This is a genomic window from Paracoccus onchidii (assembly GCF_028294535.1).
GTDB lineage: Bacteria > Pseudomonadota > Alphaproteobacteria > Rhodobacterales > Rhodobacteraceae > Paracoccus > Paracoccus onchidii.
In genome coordinates this window covers 230,333-247,027 of record NZ_JAQBIE010000001.1, presented here as the reverse complement: position 1 = coordinate 247,027, position 16,695 = coordinate 230,333, and the positions used below count along the sequence as shown (strand labels likewise).

The following is a 16,695-nucleotide window of genomic DNA, read 5'->3' as shown; positions in this document are numbered from 1 at the left end:
TTACTCCGCTGCTACGGCCGAAACCGAACGGCGTGCCAAGGCCATCCGCGACAGCTCGGCCATCAGGGGAGAGCTGCGCGCGATCGGGTTCGTCAGGTAGAAATCCTTGATCGGATTCACAAAATCGGCTTTTCCAAGATCCGCTGCAACCAGCGGCTGCCAGGCGTTTTCGGGCACCTGATCAACCTTGGCCAAATGCGGCACGGCCTGTACAAGCGCCGTCCGCAGTTGCGCTAGGCTATCCCAGGGCAATTGCTGCCCCAGTTCAGCGGACAACGCCCGCAGGATGGCCCAGTTTTCCTTGGCCTCGCCCGGTGCGAAATTGGCGCGCATGGCCAGTTGCGGGCGGCCTTCGGTATTCACGAACAGGCCGTTTTCCTCGGTATAGCAGGCAGCGGGCAGGATGATGTCGGCGCGATGGGCGCCACGATCACCGTGGCTGCCCTGATAGATCACGAAGGCACCGGCGTCGATTTCGACCTCGTCGGCCCCAAGGTTATAGATCACCTCGGCCCCGTCGATGGCGGCGGTCAGGCCACCGTCCGTCACGGCGCCGACATCCATGGCCCCCACGCGCGACGCGGCGCTGTGCAGGATCAGCAACTTGGAGTTGCTGTTCTCGGCCAGCTTCATCGCATGGGCCAGAACCGCCTCGCCATCGGCTTCGCGGATGGCACCCTGCCCCACGATCACAAGCGAGGGCGCTTCGCGCGTCTCGTCGCTGATCTTGCGATCGGACAGACCTTCCAGCGCAGCTCGGTCCGTTCCGACATGCGCATAATCATAGGTCAGATCGACCACCTCACCGACCAGTCCGATCTGTGCGCCATTGATCCAGGCGCTGCGAATCCGGGCGTTCAGGACCGGCGCTTCTTCGCGCGGGTTGGTGCCGATCAGCTGGATCATCGCGGCATTGTCGATATCCTCGATCGTAGCCGTTCCGACATAGGCGCTGCGATTACCAATGGGCAGGCGCGCGTTGTCGGTGCGGCATTCGACCTTGCCATCCATGCCCTCGATCAACGTCTTCAGGCTGAACGCAGCTTCGACCGGGGCCAGATCACCGATCAGACCGGCAACCTTCTTGCCGGTCATTGCGCGGGTCGCGGCGGTCAGCGCCTCGGGCCAGGTGGCGGGGCGCAGCTTGCCGTTTTCGCGAATATAGGGTTTGTCCAGACGCTGACGGCGCAGGCCGTCCCAGACGAAGCGGGTCTTGTCGCTGATCCATTCCTCGTTCACGCCGTCATGGTTGCGCGGCATGATGCGCATGACTTCGCGGCCCTTGGTGTCCACGCGGATATTGCTGCCAAGCGCGTCCATCACGTCGATGGTCTCGGTCTTGGTCAATTCCCACGGACGGGCGGTAAAGGCATAGGGCTTGCTGACCAGCGCACCGACCGGGCACAGGTCGATAATGTTGCCCTGCAGGTTCGAGGCCAGCGTCTCGTTCAGATAGCTGGTAATCTCGCTGTCCTCGCCACGGCCGGTCTGGCCCATCTGGCTGATGCCCGCGACCTCGGTGGTGAAACGCACGCAGCGGGTGCAGCTGATGCAGCGCGTCATATGGGTTTCGACCAGCGGACCAAGGTTCAACTCGTCCGAGGCGCGCTTGGGTTCGCGATAGCGGCTGAAATCCACGCCATAAGCCATGGCCTGATCCTGCAGGTCGCATTCACCGCCCTGATCGCAGATCGGGCAGTCCAGCGGGTGGTTGATCAGCAGGAATTCCATCACGCCCTCGCGGGCCTTCTTGACCATCGGGCTGTTGGTGCGGACCTCGGGTGGGGCACCTTCGGGTCCGGGGCGCAGATCCTTGACCTGCATGGCACAGGACGCGGCGGGTTTGGGCGGGCCGCCCACGACCTCGACCAGACACATCCGGCAATTGCCCGCAATCGACAGGCGTTCATGATAGCAGAAACGCGGAATTTCGATCCCGGCCTGCTCGCAGGCCTGGATCAAGGTCAGATTGGGATCGACATCGATCTCGTTGCCATCAATCTTGATTGTCCGCAAATCGGCCATCACTGCATTCCTTACTTGGCACTCAGAAGCGATCCGGTGACCGTCTTCCGTGCGATTTCGTCCCGTCCGAGGCGGCAATAGCTCTCGGCATCGCCCGATTTCACGCCATTGCGGGCCATATAATCATCCGCTGCGGCATAGATCCGTTTCTTGTCGGGCTTGCTGTCGAGAAACGCATCGATCTGCGCCTCGCTATAGCCTTGATTGCGCGCGTATTTCTTCAGCTCGCGCGCCTGCATGAAGGCATAGACCATACGCGCATCGATGCTTGGGCATTCACGCCGGATCCGATCGGCAATCCGTGCGGCAATCAACCGGTCATTGATATAGCACTGGTTGCTCAGCGGCTCCAGCGCCTGTGCCGGCGAGAGCCCGGCGGCAACAACCGCCAGGACAAGGGCGATACATGTGCGGTGCATGAATCCGGTCATAGGAAAACCTCCGTTCTACCATGGATCAATCCATAGCAGCCCAGAGCCTTCGCGGCCCGACACGACCCCGTGCGCGGGGTGTGAACGATATCCGCCCAACCTGTCATTCTGCCGCCATTGCCCCCATGCGCCCTGTGCGTTTCGCCTTGATGCGGTCTTCGATCTCTTCGCGGAAATTGCGGATCAGGCCCTGAATGGGCCATGCGGCGGCGTCGCCAAGGGCGCAGATCGTGTGCCCCTCGACCTGCTTGGTGACGTCCAGCAGCATGTCGATTTCCTCGACCTCGGCTTCGCCGGTGACCAGACGTTCCATCACCCGCATCATCCAGCCGGTGCCTTCGCGGCAGGGCGTGCACTGCCCGCAGCTTTCATGCTTGAAGAATTTGGACAGGCGCCACACGGCCTTGATGACATCGGTGTCCTTGTCCATCACGATCATGCAGGCGGTGCCAAAGCTGGACCGCAGATCCCGCATCCCGTCGTAATCCATGATCGCGGTTTCGCACTGCTCGGCGGTCAGGATCGGGCAGGATGCCCCGCCCGGAATCACGGCCTTGAGGTTTTTCCAGCCGCCGCGCACGCCGCCGCCATGCTTTTCGATCAACTCTTTCATGCTGATCGACATGGCCTCTTCGACGACGCAGGGATTGTTCAGATGCCCGGTCAGGCCATACAGCTTGACCCCCGCATTGTTGGGACGGCCGAAACCCGCGAACCATTCGGCGCCGCGACGCAGGATCGTCGGAACGACAGCAATGGATTCGACATTGTTCACCGTGGTCGGGCAGCCATAAAGACCCGCCCCTGCCGGGAAGGGGGGCTTCATCCGCGGCATGCCCTTCTTGCCTTCAAGGCTTTCCAGAAGCGCCGTTTCCTCGCCACAGATATAGGCACCCGCGCCGTGGTGCAGATACAGGTCGAAATCCCAGCCCGACCCCGCCGCATTCGCGCCCAGAAGGCCCGCGTCATAGCATTCGTCGATGGCCGACTGCAGCGCCTCGCGTTCGCGGATATATTCGCCGCGCAGATAGATATAGCAGGCATGCGCGTTCATCGCGAAACTGGCGATCAATGCCCCCTCGATCAGCGTGTGCGGATCGTGGCGCATGATCTCGCGGTCCTTGCAGGTCGCGGGTTCGGATTCGTCGGCATTGATGACCAGATAGGCCGGGCGGCCATCCGATTCCTTGGGCATGAAGGACCATTTCAGACCGGTCGGAAAGCCCGCACCGCCCCGGCCTCGCAAACCTGACGCCTTGACCTGTTCAATGATCTTGTCGCGCCCGCGGCCGAGAATTTCGGCAGTGCCATCCCAATGGCCGCGCTTTTTGGCGCCATTCAGGCTGCGATCACCCATGCCATAGAGGTTGGTGAAAATGCGATCCTGGTCTTTCAGCATCTAACTATCAATCCTCATCGTCCGGGCGTTACGCATCGTTTCTGCGACGCCAGATACGCCAGGTCACCAACAGCGACCAGACAAAAGCACCAATCGCGGCAAGATCAGCCAGAAAAGCCCATTTCGCCGCCCATCCATATTGCCCGCCCAGCCATTGCACAGCCAGCCAGAGCAGCATTGTTACGGCGATCACGATCGCCGCCAGCCTCATTTGCACCGAGTCGCGATCCGTCGGTCCGGCCATCAATTGACCTCGCCCTCTTCGACCCGCTTGGAAAATTCCGTCGTGCCGCCCGCGGCAAGGGTTCTGGCCTGGGACACCCAGTCATCGCTGCGAATCCGCGATCCCATGCGCCCGATCAGTTCGGCGAAATGATCGATCCGCTCATCATCCCAAGTCGCGATCTGCGCGAAACTGGTGATGCCGTGATCGTTTAACATTTCTTCCAGTTTAGGGCCAATTCCCTTGATTTCCTTCAGATCATCAACCGTTGCGACCGGAGCCGTGCCCGTATCCGCGTCCTTCTGTTCCAAAGCCGGGGCGCTATCGCCCAGAAACACTGAAGCCGCTTGGCTCTGGACACCGCGCGGCTGCAGCTGAACATCTTCCTCAAAGCTGCTGCGATGCTGGACGGGATGCCAATCCGCACTATCCATTGCGGGTTCGCCGCGACATAGCAGCCAAACCAGAAAAGCGGCAAAGACAACGCCCGACACCACACCAAGAACCAAACCTTCAAACCAGTTCAGATCGCCTGGCCATGCAGTCATGATCCAAACCAGCAATCCAAGCACGATGCCGGCAGCCCAGCAGGTTGTGGTATGATCCTTGGTCGTCATCTTGCGCTATCCCATCCTAGGCTTCGGTGGTCCTACTCCTCATCGTAACGGCCATCGGCGTCTGCTCGTCGGGAAAATTCGGTTTCACCACCCGCAGCCAGTGTTTTTGCCTGAAGCACCCATTCGTCCCGCGATGCCCGTCCCTTGAAACCTTCCAGATTCGCATCGACCCAGGCAAGCTCTTCCTTGCCCCACGCCGCAATCTGGTCAAAATGGAAAAAGCCGAGGCTGTGCAGCAGCTCTTCGAGCTTGGGACCGACGCCCTTGATCATCTTGAGATCATCGGCAGAGCCCCCCCTCGGGGCATCGAGCCCCTCGGGACGGCGGCCGACATCACCGGTCTGACCTGCGGCAGCGTTATGCCCGTCGGCATCTTTTGCGGTCGCCGCAGGACGCCCGGCGGTATCGGCGCGTGCCTCCTGGTTGGTGACCCCGGTCGCGTCAACCGGCTTGCCCTTTGCGGGGCGCGGTTCATCCTTGGTTGTCTCGTTCTGACCGGTTTTCTGATCAACAGCCTGATCAGGACGATCCTTGGGAAGCCACTTGGTCAGGATCGGAGCTTCGGTGCCATCGATCCGCTTGAGCGTCTCGCCATGTTGGCGCGCCAGGGACGCGCTGGCGTTCAAATCGTCAGCTTCACCCTGCAGATCCCTGAGGCTGGTCAGACCCGAGGCAGGTTCGGACGCAAAACGCCCGTTCTGTGGTCCGGGCAGCGGAACCTTGCCGTCCGACATGGCGTCGATCAGTTTTTCCAGCTTCGCGGGCGTCAGATCTTCGTAGTAATCCTTGCCGATCTGCGCCATCGGCGCATTTGCGCAGGCCCCGAGACATTCCACCTCTTCCCAGCTGAACTTGCCGTCGGCGGAAACGGTATGCGGTGTCGCCGCGATCTTGCGTTTACACAGTTCGACCAGTTCTTCGGCCCCGCAAATCATGCAGCTTGTGGTGCCACAAATCTGAATATTTGCAACGCTACCAACAGGTTGAAGCTGGAACATAAAGTAAAATGTCGCGACCTCAAGGGCGCGAATATGGGCCATGCCAAGAAGATCAGCGCAATATTCGATCGCGGGGCGCGACAGCCAGCCCTCTTGTTCCTGCGCCCGCCACAACACCGGAATGATGGCGGATTGCTGGCGACCTTCGGGGTATTTGGTCATCTGCGCCCTGGCCCATTCCAGATTGGCGGGCGTGAATTCGAAACTGTCGGGCTGGACGGGGGAAAGGCGGCGCAGCATGACGACCTCAGCTATTCGCGATCAATGCAAGCAGGGCGCCGAACAACGCAACCCCGCCAACGACCAGGTGAAGCCGGAACGGAAGATCCGCCCGACGGTATATGAAGGCATCGCCGAACCCGATCGCGGAGAACGCAATCAAGACAGCGAACAGGAAAACCGGCGTTCCAAGCCATGAACCAATCACGGCCAGCAATGTCAGCGCACCATAGCGCACCAACATCGCCTGCGGCAGCATTTCAACCCGATGCTGGATCAGGCGGAGGCCGGTTTGACGGTTGAACGCCAGCAGCAACGTGACCACCCCAAGACAGATGGCAACCAGCCAGCCGACAATCTGGACCAGATCATGCAGCATCAGCGGTCCACCTCGCCGAACACAATGTCCATTGTTCCGATTATGGCGGACACATCAGCCAGCATATGCCCCCTGGACATCCAGTCGATGGATTGCAGATGCAGATAACCCGGCGCGCGGATCTTCGAGCGATAGGGCTTGTTCGTTCCGTCGCTGACCAGATAAACGCCGAACTCGCCCTTTGGGGCCTCGACCGCGGCATAGACCTCGCCTGCCGGAACATGGAAACCTTCGGTATACAGCTTGAAATGGTGGATCAGGCTTTCCATGTCGCGCTTCATGTCCCCACGCTTGGGCGGAGTCAGCTTGCCGCGCGCCAGAATGTCGCCCTGCCCATTCGGTTCGCGCAGCTTGGTAATCGCCTGACGCATGATGCTGACCGACTGGCGCATTTCCTCCATGCGGCACAGATAGCGGTCATAACAATCGCCATTCTTGCCGACGGGAATCTGGAAATCGAACTCGTCATAGCATTCATAGGGCTGGCTGCGGCGCAGATCCCAGGCAAGCCCGGAGCCGCGAACCATGACACCCGAATAACCCCAATCAAGGATATCCTGCTCGGTCACGATGCCGATATCGGCATTGCGCTGTTTGAAGATACGGTTCTCGGTCAGAAGACCATCGATATCGTCCAGCACCTTCAGGAACGGATCACACCATGCTTCGATGTCGTCGATCAGTTCGGGCGGCAGATCCTGATGCACGCCACCGGGCCGGAAATAAGCACTATGGAGGCGAGCGCCGCAGGCGCGTTCATAGAACACCATCAGCTTTTCGCGTTCTTCAAAACCCCAGAGCGGGGGCGTCAGGGCCCCGACATCCATGGCCTGTGTGGTGACGTTCAGCAGATGGTTCAGAACCCGGCCAATCTCGGAATAGAGCACCCGGATCAGGCTGGCCCGGCGCGGCACCTCAGTCCCGGTCAGGCGCTCGATGGCGAGGCACCATGCATGTTCCTGATTCATCGGCGCCACATAATCGAGCCGATCGAAATAAGGCAGGTTCTGCAGATAGGTGCGGCTTTCCATCAGCTTTTCAGTGCCGCGATGCAGCAGGCCGATATGGGGATCGCAACGCTCGACGATTTCGCCATCCAGCTCCAGCACCATGCGCAGCACACCATGGGCCGCCGGGTGCTGGGGGCCGAAATTGATGTTGAAATTGCGAATGCGCTGTTCGCCGGTCAGGGCATCGGACGAACCGTCATCATATTGATTGTTGCGAATGTCGCCGTCCATCATCAACCCTCCTGTTGCGGGGTGAACTGGGCCATGAATTCGGCCTCGGTCATGCCGCGAAGCTGCCCGGCCAAAGCATAATTGCCCGGTTTGCAATCGGTAAAGATCTCGGCCGTCACGGGAAAGCTTTCGGGATCATCAAAGCATTGCAGTGAAACGGCGCTATGCGCGCCATCCAGCGAACGCCAGACAAGCGAACTGCCGCATATCTTGCAAAAAACCCGTTCTCCCCATTCCGAGGATCCGTAAACCCCGATCGGCGCGTCATCATTGAACACAACCGGTTTGTCACAATCGACCGCCAGAAAGATGCCGCCGCTCCATTTGCGGCATTTGCTGCAATGACATGCCCCGGCCTCGGGGTTCGGACCGGTCTGCACGGTCATCTTGCAGGCACCGCAAAGGCAGGATGCGTCAAGCGTGCTCATTGCCCGTCTTTCTTTTCATCACCGGGCAGGACGTATTTCGCGCCCTCCCACGGCGAAAGGAAATCAAATTGCCGGTATTCCTGCACCAGATTGACGGGTTCATAGACGACGCGCTTTTCAGCCTCGTCATAGCGGACTTCGACATAGCCGGTGGTCGGAAAATCCTTGCGCAGCGGATAGCCGCGGAAACCGTAATCGGTCAGGATGCGGCGCAGGTCCGGATGCCCCGAGAACAGGATCCCGAACATATCGAAAATTTCGCGTTCGAACCAGTTGGCCGAGGGGTGGATATTCACCAGCGACGGGACGATTTCATCCTCGCGGATGGCGACTTTGATGCGAATGCGGTGGTTCTGGTACATCGACAGGAAATGCCAAACCACGTCAAACCGCTGCGGACGCTGGGGGTAATCAACGGCGGTGATATCGACCAGGGTCGAGAACCGGCAGCTGCTGTCGGTGCGCAGGAACTCGATCAGATCGACGATGCCGCTGACGGTCGATGTCACGGTCAGTTCGTCGAACTCGACCTTGGCGCCCAATACTTCGCCGCTGCGACGCAGCTTGATATGTTCGGCCAGTTGCTCCAGCGCTTCCAGATCGGGATAAACTGCCATGGCTTACCTCACCAACGTGCCTGTGCGCCGGATGCGGCGCTGAAGTTGCAGGATACCATATAGCAGCGCCTCGGCGGTGGGCGGGCAGCCCGGAACATAGATGTCCACCGGAACGACACGATCACAGCCACGCACGACCGAATAGCTGTAATGATAATAGCCGCCGCCATTGGCACAGCTGCCCATGCTGATCACGTAGCGCGGCTCGGGCATCTGGTCATAGACCTTGCGCAGCGCGGGCGCCATCTTGTTGGTCAGCGTGCCGGCAACGATCATCAGGTCCGACTGGCGCGGGCTGGCACGCGGCGCGGTGCCAAAGCGTTCCAGGTCATAACGCGGCATGGAAACCTGCATCATTTCGACGGCGCAGCATGCAAGGCCGAATGTCATCCAGTGCAGCGACCCGTTGCGCGCCCAGTTGATGATGTCTTCGGTCCTTGTCAGCAGGAACCCCTTGTCCTGCAGCTCGGTATTCAGCGCCTTGGTCGCGAATTCACGATCCGCGCCGGCGGCATTGGCACCGGTCATCACGCCCATTCCAGCGCCCCTTTCTTCCATTCATAGGCAAAGCCAACGGTCAGAACAGCGAGGAAAACCATCATCGACCAGAACGCCACATCGGACAATCCGGCAAAGCTGGTTGCCCAGGGAAAAAGGAACGCGACTTCAAGGTCGAAGATGATGAACAGGATCGACACAAGATAGAACCGGACATCGAACTTCATTCGCGCATCGTCGAACGCGTTGAAACCGCATTCATAGGCGCTGACCTTTTCGGGATCCGGGTTGCGAATTGCGACGACCACCGCTGCCAGGATCAGCACCAGCGCAAGCGCCGAGGCCATTGCTGCGAAGACCAGTACGGGCAGATATTCCTGCAACAGAGTTTCCACGGGCATGTTCCCCTTATGCGTCGCGGGGAAACATGGCTACCCGCGACGGGTTGGCTGTGGTCGGTTTAGACCTGACGATGCGCGGGGTCAACGGGCCGAGGCGGACAAGTGCCATTGAAACGCAAGGCCTTTGACCCAATGATCCGCATTTGATCTGCCCCACCTGCCCCCGCACGGCCAGGCCTGCATGGTCGGTTCCGGACTGCTTCACGAAGAACGCCGCCAGACATTGTCCGGCGGCGTTCGGGAACATGGCGATCAGGTTTCGACTATTCGAACTCGACCATCAGGTCCTTGGCATCGATCTGGGCCCCCGGCGTGACATGAACGGCCTTGATCGTACCATCGCGGTCGGCATGGATGCCGGTTTCCATCTTCATGGCCTCGATCGTCAGCAGCATGTCGCCCTGTTTGACGGCCTGCCCTTGCGACACCGCGACCGAGGCCACGACACCTGGCATCGGTGCGCCCAGCTGCGACGAATCGGCGGGGTCAGCCTTGGGCCGCGCGGCCGTGGCTGCCGTCACCTTGCGGTTGGGAACCCGAATCGAACGAGGCTGGCCGTTCAGTTCGAAGAAGACCTTGACCTCACCTGCTTCGTCGGTTTCGCCGATAGCCTGCAGACGGATTTCCAGCGTCTTGCCGGGATCGATTTCCGCCGTGATCTCTTGCCCCGGCTCCATCCCGTAGAAGAAGTTGCGCGTCGGCAGGGTGCGGACCGGGCCATAGGTCCGGTGGCGGCCCATGTAGTCCAGAAAGACCTTCGGATACATCAGGTAGCCGTTCAGATCCTCATCATCGACATCGCGGCCTTCCAGCAGGGCCGACAGCTCGGCCCGGGTCGCCTCGAGATCGACAGGCTCAAGATGCGCACCGGGTCGGTCGCTGATCGGGGCTTCGCCCTTCAGAACCTTGCCCTGCAAACCCTTGGGCCAGCCGCCGGGGGGCTGCCCCAGATTGCCATGCATCATGTCAACGACCGAATCCGGGAAGCTGACATCGACCTGCGGGTCAAGCACCTGCTCGGGCGTCAGGTTCTGGGCGACCATCATCAGGGCCATGTCGCCGACCACTTTCGAGGATGGCGTCACCTTCACGATATCCCCGAACATCTGGTTCACATCGGCATAGGCCTGCGCAACCTCGTGCCAGCGATCCTCAAGCCCCATCGAACGGGCCTGCGATTTCAGGTTGGTGAACTGGCCGCCCGGCATTTCATGCAAATAGACCTCGGATGCCGGCGACTGCAGCCCCGATTCGAAGGCGGCATAGTTTTCCCGCACGCGCTCGTAATAGTTGCTGATCGCACGGATTGCCTCGACATCCAGCCCGGTGTCACGTTCGGTGCCGATCAAGGCCTCGACCACGGAACCGATGGTCGGCTGGCTGGTATTGCCCGACAGGGCATCCATGGCGCAATCGACCGCATCGACACCGGCATCCGCCGCCGCCAGGATCGTTGCCCCACCCATGCCGCTGGTGTCATGGGTATGGAAATGGACAGGCAGGCCCACCTCTTCCTTGAGGGTCTTGATCAGAACCCGCGCGGCGGCGGGCTTCAACAGCCCTGCCATGTCCTTGAGGCCAAGAACATGCGCCCCGCCTGCCTTCAGGTTCTGCGCCATCTGCACATAGTATTTCAGATCATATTTGGACCGCTCCGGGTCCAGCATGTTGCCGGTATAGCAAACCGTGCCTTCGCAGATCTTGCCGCTTTCGATGACCGCATCCATCGCGACACGCATGTTTTCGACCCAGTTCAGGCTGTCAAACACGCGGAACACGTCAACGCCGGTCTCGGCCGCCTGCTTGACGAAGGACTGCACGACATTGTCGGGATAGTTTGTGTAGCCGACGCCATTGCTGGCCCGCAGCAACATCTGCGTCATCAGGTTGGGCATATGCGCGCGGATATCGCGCAGACGCTGCCACGGGCATTCCTGCAGGAACCGGTAAGCCACGTCAAAGGTTGCGCCCCCCCAGCATTCCACACTGAACAGCTGCGGCAGATTCGCCGCATAGCTTGGCGCGACACGGATCATATCGATGCTGCGCATCCGCGTGGCAAGCAGCGATTGGTGACCGTCACGCATGGTCGTGTCGGTAATCAGCAGCTGTTTTTGTGCGGCCATCCAGTCGGCCACAGCCTGTGCGCCCTTTTCTTCAAGCAATTGCCGGGTTCCTGGAACCGGCTCGCCCTTGGCCGCAGGCGGCAAGGGCGGACGGGCCTGCGCCGGAGGCAAGGCACGGCCCGCGGTCTCGGGGTGGCCGTTCACGCTGATATCGGCCAGATAGGTCAGGATCTTGGTCGCGCGGTCCCGGCGCTTCTTGAAGGTGAACAGGTCATCAGTCGTGTCGATGAACTTGGTCGTGTAGGTATCGTTCAGGAAGGTCGGGTGTTTCAGCAGGTTGATGACAAAATCGATATTCGTGCTGACCCCGCGCACGCGAAATTCGCGCAATGCCCGGTCCATCCGCTTGATCGCCTGATCGGGGGTCTGTGCCCATGCCGTCACCTTGACCAGCAGCGAATCATAATAGCGCGTGATTACGCCACCCGCATAAGCCGTGCCGCCATCCAGCCGGATGCCCATGCCGGTCGCGCTGCGATAGGCTGCGATTCGGCCGTAATCGGGGATGAAGTTGTTCTGCGGATCTTCCGTCGTCACCCGGCATTGCAATGCATGGCCTGACAACGAGATGTCCGATTGCCGCGCCGCACCCGTCGCCTCGGCCAAGGTGGCACCTTCTGCAATCTTGATCTGGGCCTGCACGATATCGATACCCGTCACCTCTTCGGTGACCGTGTGCTCGACCTGAACGCGGGGGTTCACCTCGATGAAATAGAATTCCTGGCTGTCCATATCCATCAGGAATTCAACTGTGCCGGCGCATTCATAACCGACCGCCTGCCCGATCTTCAGCGCCAGTTCGCAGACTTCGTTACGCTGTTCCTCGGTCAGATAGGGTGCGGGGGCCCGCTCGACGACCTTCTGGTTGCGGCGTTGCACGGTGCAATCACGTTCAAACAGATGATACAGACCGCCCTGCGTGTCACCCAGCAGCTGCACCTCGACATGGCGGGCGCGCAGGATCATCTTTTCCAGATAACCCTCGCCATTGCCGAATGCGGCCTCGGCCTCGCGGCGACCCTCGCGGACCTTCTCGACCAATTCCTCGGGACCGTTGATCGGGCGCATGCCGCGACCGCCGCCGCCCCAGCTGGCCTTCAGCATCAATGGATAACCAATCTCGGCCGCTTCGGCCTTGATCGCGTCGAAATCGTCGCCCAGCACCTCGGTCGCGGGGATGACCGGGACACCGGCCTTGATCGCAACCCGCCTTGCGCTGGCCTTGTCGCCAAGCGCGCGCATCGTTTCCGCCTTGGGGCCGATAAAGGTGATGCCGGCCGCGGCGCAGGCATCGACGAATTCCGGGTTCTCGGACAACAGGCCGTATCCCGGATGAATTGCGTCCGCGCCGCTTTCCTTGGCCACCCGAATAATCTCGGGGATGGAGAGATAGGCGGCAACCGGTCCCAGCCCTTCACCAATGCAATAGGCTTCATCGGCCTTGAAGCGATGCAGCCCCAATTTGTCTTCTTCGGCATAGACCGCGACCGTGCGCTTTCCCAATTCATTTGCTGCACGCAGCACGCGAATTGCGATCTCACCACGGTTCGCCACAAGGATCTTCTGAAACATACCGGCCCCTCTTCTCGGTTTGCGGCATCCTAGCGATGCCGCACCGCAGCGCAAGCATTTGCAATACAGTTCTGTGAAAACCCGCCATTTGTTGCGCGAAACGCCCTTTGAACGCACAGGAATCAATCGCCGCCAGAGCAGGGTTGAACGCATGTTCGCTCTATGTTCTTTATGCGACGGTTGCTTTTTCAAGCTGCCTGCCTATGTGTTGCCCTTGGTCGGAAAAGGCTCGGACATGGAACAAAAGTTCATCGAGGTTCGTGGCGCGCGCGAACACAATCTGAAAAGCGTGGACATGGACATCCCGCGCGACCAGTTGGTCGTGATCACCGGGCTGTCGGGCAGCGGCAAATCCTCGCTGGCCTTCGATACTGTCTATGCCGAAGGGCAGCGGCGCTATGTCGAAAGCCTGTCGGCCTATGCCCGGCAGTTTCTGGACATGATGGGCAAGCCCGACATGGACCATATCAGCGGGTTGTCGCCCGCGATCAGCATCGAACAGAAGACAACCTCGAAGAACCCGCGTTCGACCGTGGGCACCGTGACCGAGATCTATGACTATCTGCGCCTGCTGTTCGCGCGGGCCGGGACGCCGTTTTCCCCCGCCACCGGCCTGCCGATCGAGGCGCAGCAGGTTCAGGACATGGTCGACCGGATCATGGCGCTGGAGGAAGGCACCCGTGCCTATCTGCTGGCCCCCATCGTTCGCGACCGCAAGGGCGAATACAAGAAAGAGTTTCTGGAACTGCGCAAGCAGGGCTTCCAGCGCGTCAAGGTGAATGGCGAGTTCTACGAACTGGATGAGCCGCCGGTTCTGGACAAGAAATTCCGTCAGAATATCGACGTGGTGGTGGACCGCATCGTTGTGCGCGAGGGGCTGGAGACGCGCCTTGCCGACAGCCTGCGCACCGCGCTGGATCTGGCCGACGGTATCGCGGTTCTGGAAACCGCCGCCAAGGATGCCGACTCCGAGCGGATCACCTTCAGCGAGAATTTTGCCTGTCCGGTCAGCGGCTTCACCATTCCCGAAATCGAGCCGCGGCTGTTTTCGTTCAACGCACCCTTCGGGGCCTGCCCTGCCTGTGACGGGCTTGGGGTCGAACTGTTCTTCGACGAACGGCTTGTCGTCCCCGACAGTTCACTATCCGTGGCCAAGGGCGCGATCGGACCTTGGGCGAAATCGAAATCGGCCTACCTGACGCAGACGATCAATGCATTGGCCAAGCATTACGGTTTTGACAAGAAAACCCCGTGGCGCGACCTGCCCGAACAGGTCAGGCGTCTCTTCCTTTACGGATCGGGTGAAGAACAGATCAAGTTCCGCTTCGACGATGCAGGCCGCGTCTACGAGATCAGCCGCGTTTTCGAAGGCGTCATTCCGAACATGCAGCGCCGCCTGCGCGAATCCGACAGTCAATGGGTGCGCGACGAATTCGAACGCTATCAGAACAACCGCCCATGCGGAACCTGCGACGGCTATCGGTTGAAACCCGAGGCGCTGGCGGTGAAAATCGCCGGAAGCCATATCGGGCAAGTGGTCGAATTATCGATTCAGGACGCGCTGAACTGGGTCGAAACCGCCCCACAGCATCTGAGCAAGCAGAAAAATGAAATCGCCGGTGCGATCCTCAAGGAAATCCGCGAGCGCCTGGGTTTCCTGGTCAATGTCGGCCTGAACTATCTGACCCTGTCTCGCGCTGCCGGCACCCTATCGGGGGGCGAAAGCCAGCGGATCCGCCTTGCCAGCCAGATCGGCAGCGGCCTGACCGGCGTGTTGTATGTGCTGGACGAACCCTCGATCGGGCTGCATCAGCGCGACAATGACCGGTTGCTGCGCACGCTGATGAACCTGCGCGATCAGGGCAATTCGGTTCTGGTGGTGGAACATGACGAGGACGCGATCCGCCATGCGGATTATGTTTTCGACATGGGCCCCGGCGCGGGCGTTCATGGCGGCACCGTGGTCAGCCACGGCACCCCGGACCAGATCGCCGCCGACCCCGCCAGCCTGACCGGGCAATACCTGGCCGGTGCGCGCGAAATTTCGATCCCCGCCGAACGACGCGAAGGGAACGGCAAGAAGGTCACGGTTGTCGGCGCCAGCGGCAATAACCTGAAAAACGTGACGGCCGAGTTCCCGCTGGGAAAATTCATCTGTGTCTCAGGCGTCTCGGGCGGCGGCAAATCGACCCTGACCATCGAAACGCTGTTCAAGACCGCCAGCCTGCGGTTGAACGGCGCGCGCCAGACCCCCGCCCCTTGCGAGACGATCAAGGGGCTGGAGCATCTGGACAAGGTCATCGATATCGACCAGCGCCCGATCGGCCGCACACCCCGATCGAACCCGGCCACCTATACCGGCGCCTTTACCCCGATCCGCGACTGGTTCGCCGGCCTGCCCGAATCGAAGGCCCGTGGCTACAAGCCGGGCCGTTTCAGCTTTAACGTCAAGGGCGGCCGCTGCGAGGCCTGTCAGGGCGACGGCGTCATCAAGATCGAGATGCACTTTCTGCCCGACGTCTATGTCGAATGCGAAACCTGCAAGGGCAAACGCTATAACCGCGAAACGCTGGAAGTGACCTTCAAGGGCAAGTCCATTGCCGATGTGCTGGACATGACGGTCGAGGACGCGCAGCAGTTCTTTGCCGCCGTTCCCTCGATCCGCGAAAAGATGGATGCGCTGATGAAGGTCGGCCTCGGCTATATCAAGGTCGGCCAGCAGGCCACGACCCTGTCGGGCGGCGAGGCGCAGCGCGTCAAGCTGTCCAAGGAATTGTCGCGCAGATCGACCGGGCGCACCCTGTATATCCTGGACGAGCCGACCACCGGCCTGCATTTCGAAGATGTGCGCAAATTGCTCGAGGTGCTGCACAGTCTGGTCGACCAAGGCAATACGGTCATCGTCATCGAACATAATCTGGACGTCATCAAGACCGCCGACTGGATCATCGATATCGGCCCCGAGGGTGGCGATGGCGGCGGCACCATCGTGGCCGAAGGCACACCCGCAGACGTGGCACAGAACGCTGCCAGCCATACGGGCCGCTATCTGGCCCCGATGCTGGATCAGGCCCGCATCAGGGCCGCGGAATGACCTCTGCCATCGCGTGGCAGCGTGCCGAAGGCATAGCCATGTTCGTTGCGGCGATTCCGCTGGCCGCGATGACACAGCCGGGCTGGCCTCTTTGGGTCTGGCCCTTGGCGCTGCTGGCGCCCGACCTGTCGATGACGGGTTATCTCGCGGGGCCCAGGATCGGGGCCATGATCTACAACCTGTTTCACCTGTATGCAGGTGGCATGGGCCTTGCTTTGGCCGGCTTGCTGCTGGGACAACCCGCCGTGATCGCGGCCGGCGCCTTTTGGCTGGCGCATGTCGGCGCCGATCGTGCGCTTGGGATCGGCCTCAAGGGGACGGGCGGCTTTTACGATCACCATCTGCGCGTATCCCGAACAGGGAAAAGCGAAGATCGATGAATAATAAATTCATTCATTTCAGCATCTTAAATTCACCCCTGCGAAAA

The 16,695-nt window shown here is 60.5% G+C and carries 15 protein-coding genes; 2 read left to right on the top strand and 13 right to left on the bottom strand.

Annotated features, from left to right (window positions below; genetic code table 11):
- The 13 genes from nuoG to PAF17_RS01150 all read right to left on the bottom strand — a co-directional run bounded on the left by nuoG (position 1) and on the right by PAF17_RS01150 (position 13,174).
- Positions 1 to 2,025, bottom strand: coding sequence for an NADH-quinone oxidoreductase subunit NuoG (gene nuoG / locus PAF17_RS01210; RefSeq protein WP_271887251.1), 2,025 nt, complete (start codon positions 2,023 to 2,025; stop codon positions 1 to 3).
- A gap of 11 nt (positions 2,026 to 2,036) precedes the next feature.
- Complete coding sequence (locus PAF17_RS01205) at positions 2,037 to 2,456, bottom strand: DUF5333 domain-containing protein (RefSeq protein WP_271887250.1); 420 nt, start codon at positions 2,454 to 2,456, stop codon at positions 2,037 to 2,039.
- A gap of 103 nt (positions 2,457 to 2,559) precedes the next feature.
- Positions 2,560 to 3,855 carry an NADH-quinone oxidoreductase subunit NuoF gene (gene nuoF, locus PAF17_RS01200; protein WP_271887249.1) on the bottom strand — a complete coding sequence of 432 codons (1,296 nt, stop codon included), beginning with the start codon at positions 3,853 to 3,855 and terminating at the stop codon, positions 2,560 to 2,562.
- A gap of 28 nt (positions 3,856 to 3,883) precedes the next feature.
- The gene (locus PAF17_RS01195; protein ID WP_271887248.1) at positions 3,884 to 4,099 is read right to left on the bottom strand and encodes a DUF5337 domain-containing protein; all 216 of its coding nucleotides are present in this window, start codon (positions 4,097 to 4,099) and stop codon (positions 3,884 to 3,886) included.
- A complete protein-coding gene (locus PAF17_RS01190) occupies positions 4,099 to 4,695 on the bottom strand; it encodes a helix-hairpin-helix domain-containing protein (RefSeq protein WP_271887247.1) in 597 nt (198 codons plus the stop codon). The genes PAF17_RS01195 and PAF17_RS01190 overlap by 1 nt, the downstream gene beginning before the upstream one ends.
- A gap of 32 nt (positions 4,696 to 4,727) precedes the next feature.
- On the bottom strand, positions 4,728 to 5,933 hold the full coding sequence (locus PAF17_RS01185; protein WP_271887246.1) for an NADH-quinone oxidoreductase subunit E: 1,206 nt from the start codon (positions 5,931 to 5,933) through the stop codon (positions 4,728 to 4,730).
- Positions 5,934 to 5,940: 7 nt separating this feature from the next.
- Positions 5,941 to 6,291, bottom strand: a complete 351-nt coding sequence (locus tag PAF17_RS01180; RefSeq protein WP_271887245.1) for a hypothetical protein — start codon at positions 6,289 to 6,291, stop codon at positions 5,941 to 5,943.
- Positions 6,291 to 7,535 carry an NADH-quinone oxidoreductase subunit D gene (locus tag PAF17_RS01175; RefSeq protein ID WP_271887244.1) on the bottom strand — a complete coding sequence of 415 codons (1,245 nt, stop codon included), beginning with the start codon at positions 7,533 to 7,535 and terminating at the stop codon, positions 6,291 to 6,293. Before PAF17_RS01175 ends, PAF17_RS01180 begins: the two co-directional genes overlap by 1 nt.
- Positions 7,535 to 7,960 (bottom strand): GFA family protein, encoded by a 426-nt coding sequence (locus tag PAF17_RS01170; protein WP_271887243.1) that lies wholly within the window; start codon positions 7,958 to 7,960, stop codon positions 7,535 to 7,537. Before PAF17_RS01170 ends, PAF17_RS01175 begins: the two co-directional genes overlap by 1 nt.
- Positions 7,957 to 8,577 (bottom strand): NADH-quinone oxidoreductase subunit C, encoded by a 621-nt coding sequence (locus tag PAF17_RS01165; protein WP_271887242.1) that lies wholly within the window; start codon positions 8,575 to 8,577, stop codon positions 7,957 to 7,959. Before PAF17_RS01165 ends, PAF17_RS01170 begins: the two co-directional genes overlap by 4 nt.
- Positions 8,578 to 8,580: 3 nt before the next feature.
- Positions 8,581 to 9,114, bottom strand: a complete 534-nt coding sequence (locus PAF17_RS01160) for a NuoB/complex I 20 kDa subunit family protein (protein WP_271887241.1) — start codon at positions 9,112 to 9,114, stop codon at positions 8,581 to 8,583.
- Positions 9,105 to 9,470: an NADH-quinone oxidoreductase subunit A gene (locus PAF17_RS01155; protein ID WP_271887313.1), complete on the bottom strand. Its 366-nt coding sequence runs from the start codon at positions 9,468 to 9,470 to the stop codon at positions 9,105 to 9,107. The genes PAF17_RS01160 and PAF17_RS01155 overlap by 10 nt, the downstream gene beginning before the upstream one ends.
- 269 nt (positions 9,471 to 9,739) lie before the next feature.
- Positions 9,740 to 13,174, bottom strand: a complete 3,435-nt coding sequence (locus tag PAF17_RS01150; RefSeq protein ID WP_271887240.1) for a pyruvate carboxylase — start codon at positions 13,172 to 13,174, stop codon at positions 9,740 to 9,742.
- 235 nt (positions 13,175 to 13,409) lie between these two features.
- On the opposite strand from PAF17_RS01150, the gene uvrA reads away from it, so the two are divergent.
- Complete coding sequence (gene uvrA, locus PAF17_RS01145) at positions 13,410 to 16,268, top strand: excinuclease ABC subunit UvrA (RefSeq protein WP_271887239.1); 2,859 nt, start codon at positions 13,410 to 13,412, stop codon at positions 16,266 to 16,268.
- Positions 16,265 to 16,648 carry a DUF4260 domain-containing protein gene (locus PAF17_RS01140; RefSeq protein WP_271887238.1) on the top strand — a complete coding sequence of 128 codons (384 nt, stop codon included), beginning with the start codon at positions 16,265 to 16,267 and terminating at the stop codon, positions 16,646 to 16,648. The genes uvrA and PAF17_RS01140 overlap by 4 nt, the downstream gene beginning before the upstream one ends.
- Positions 16,649 to 16,695 lie beyond the last annotated feature (47 nt).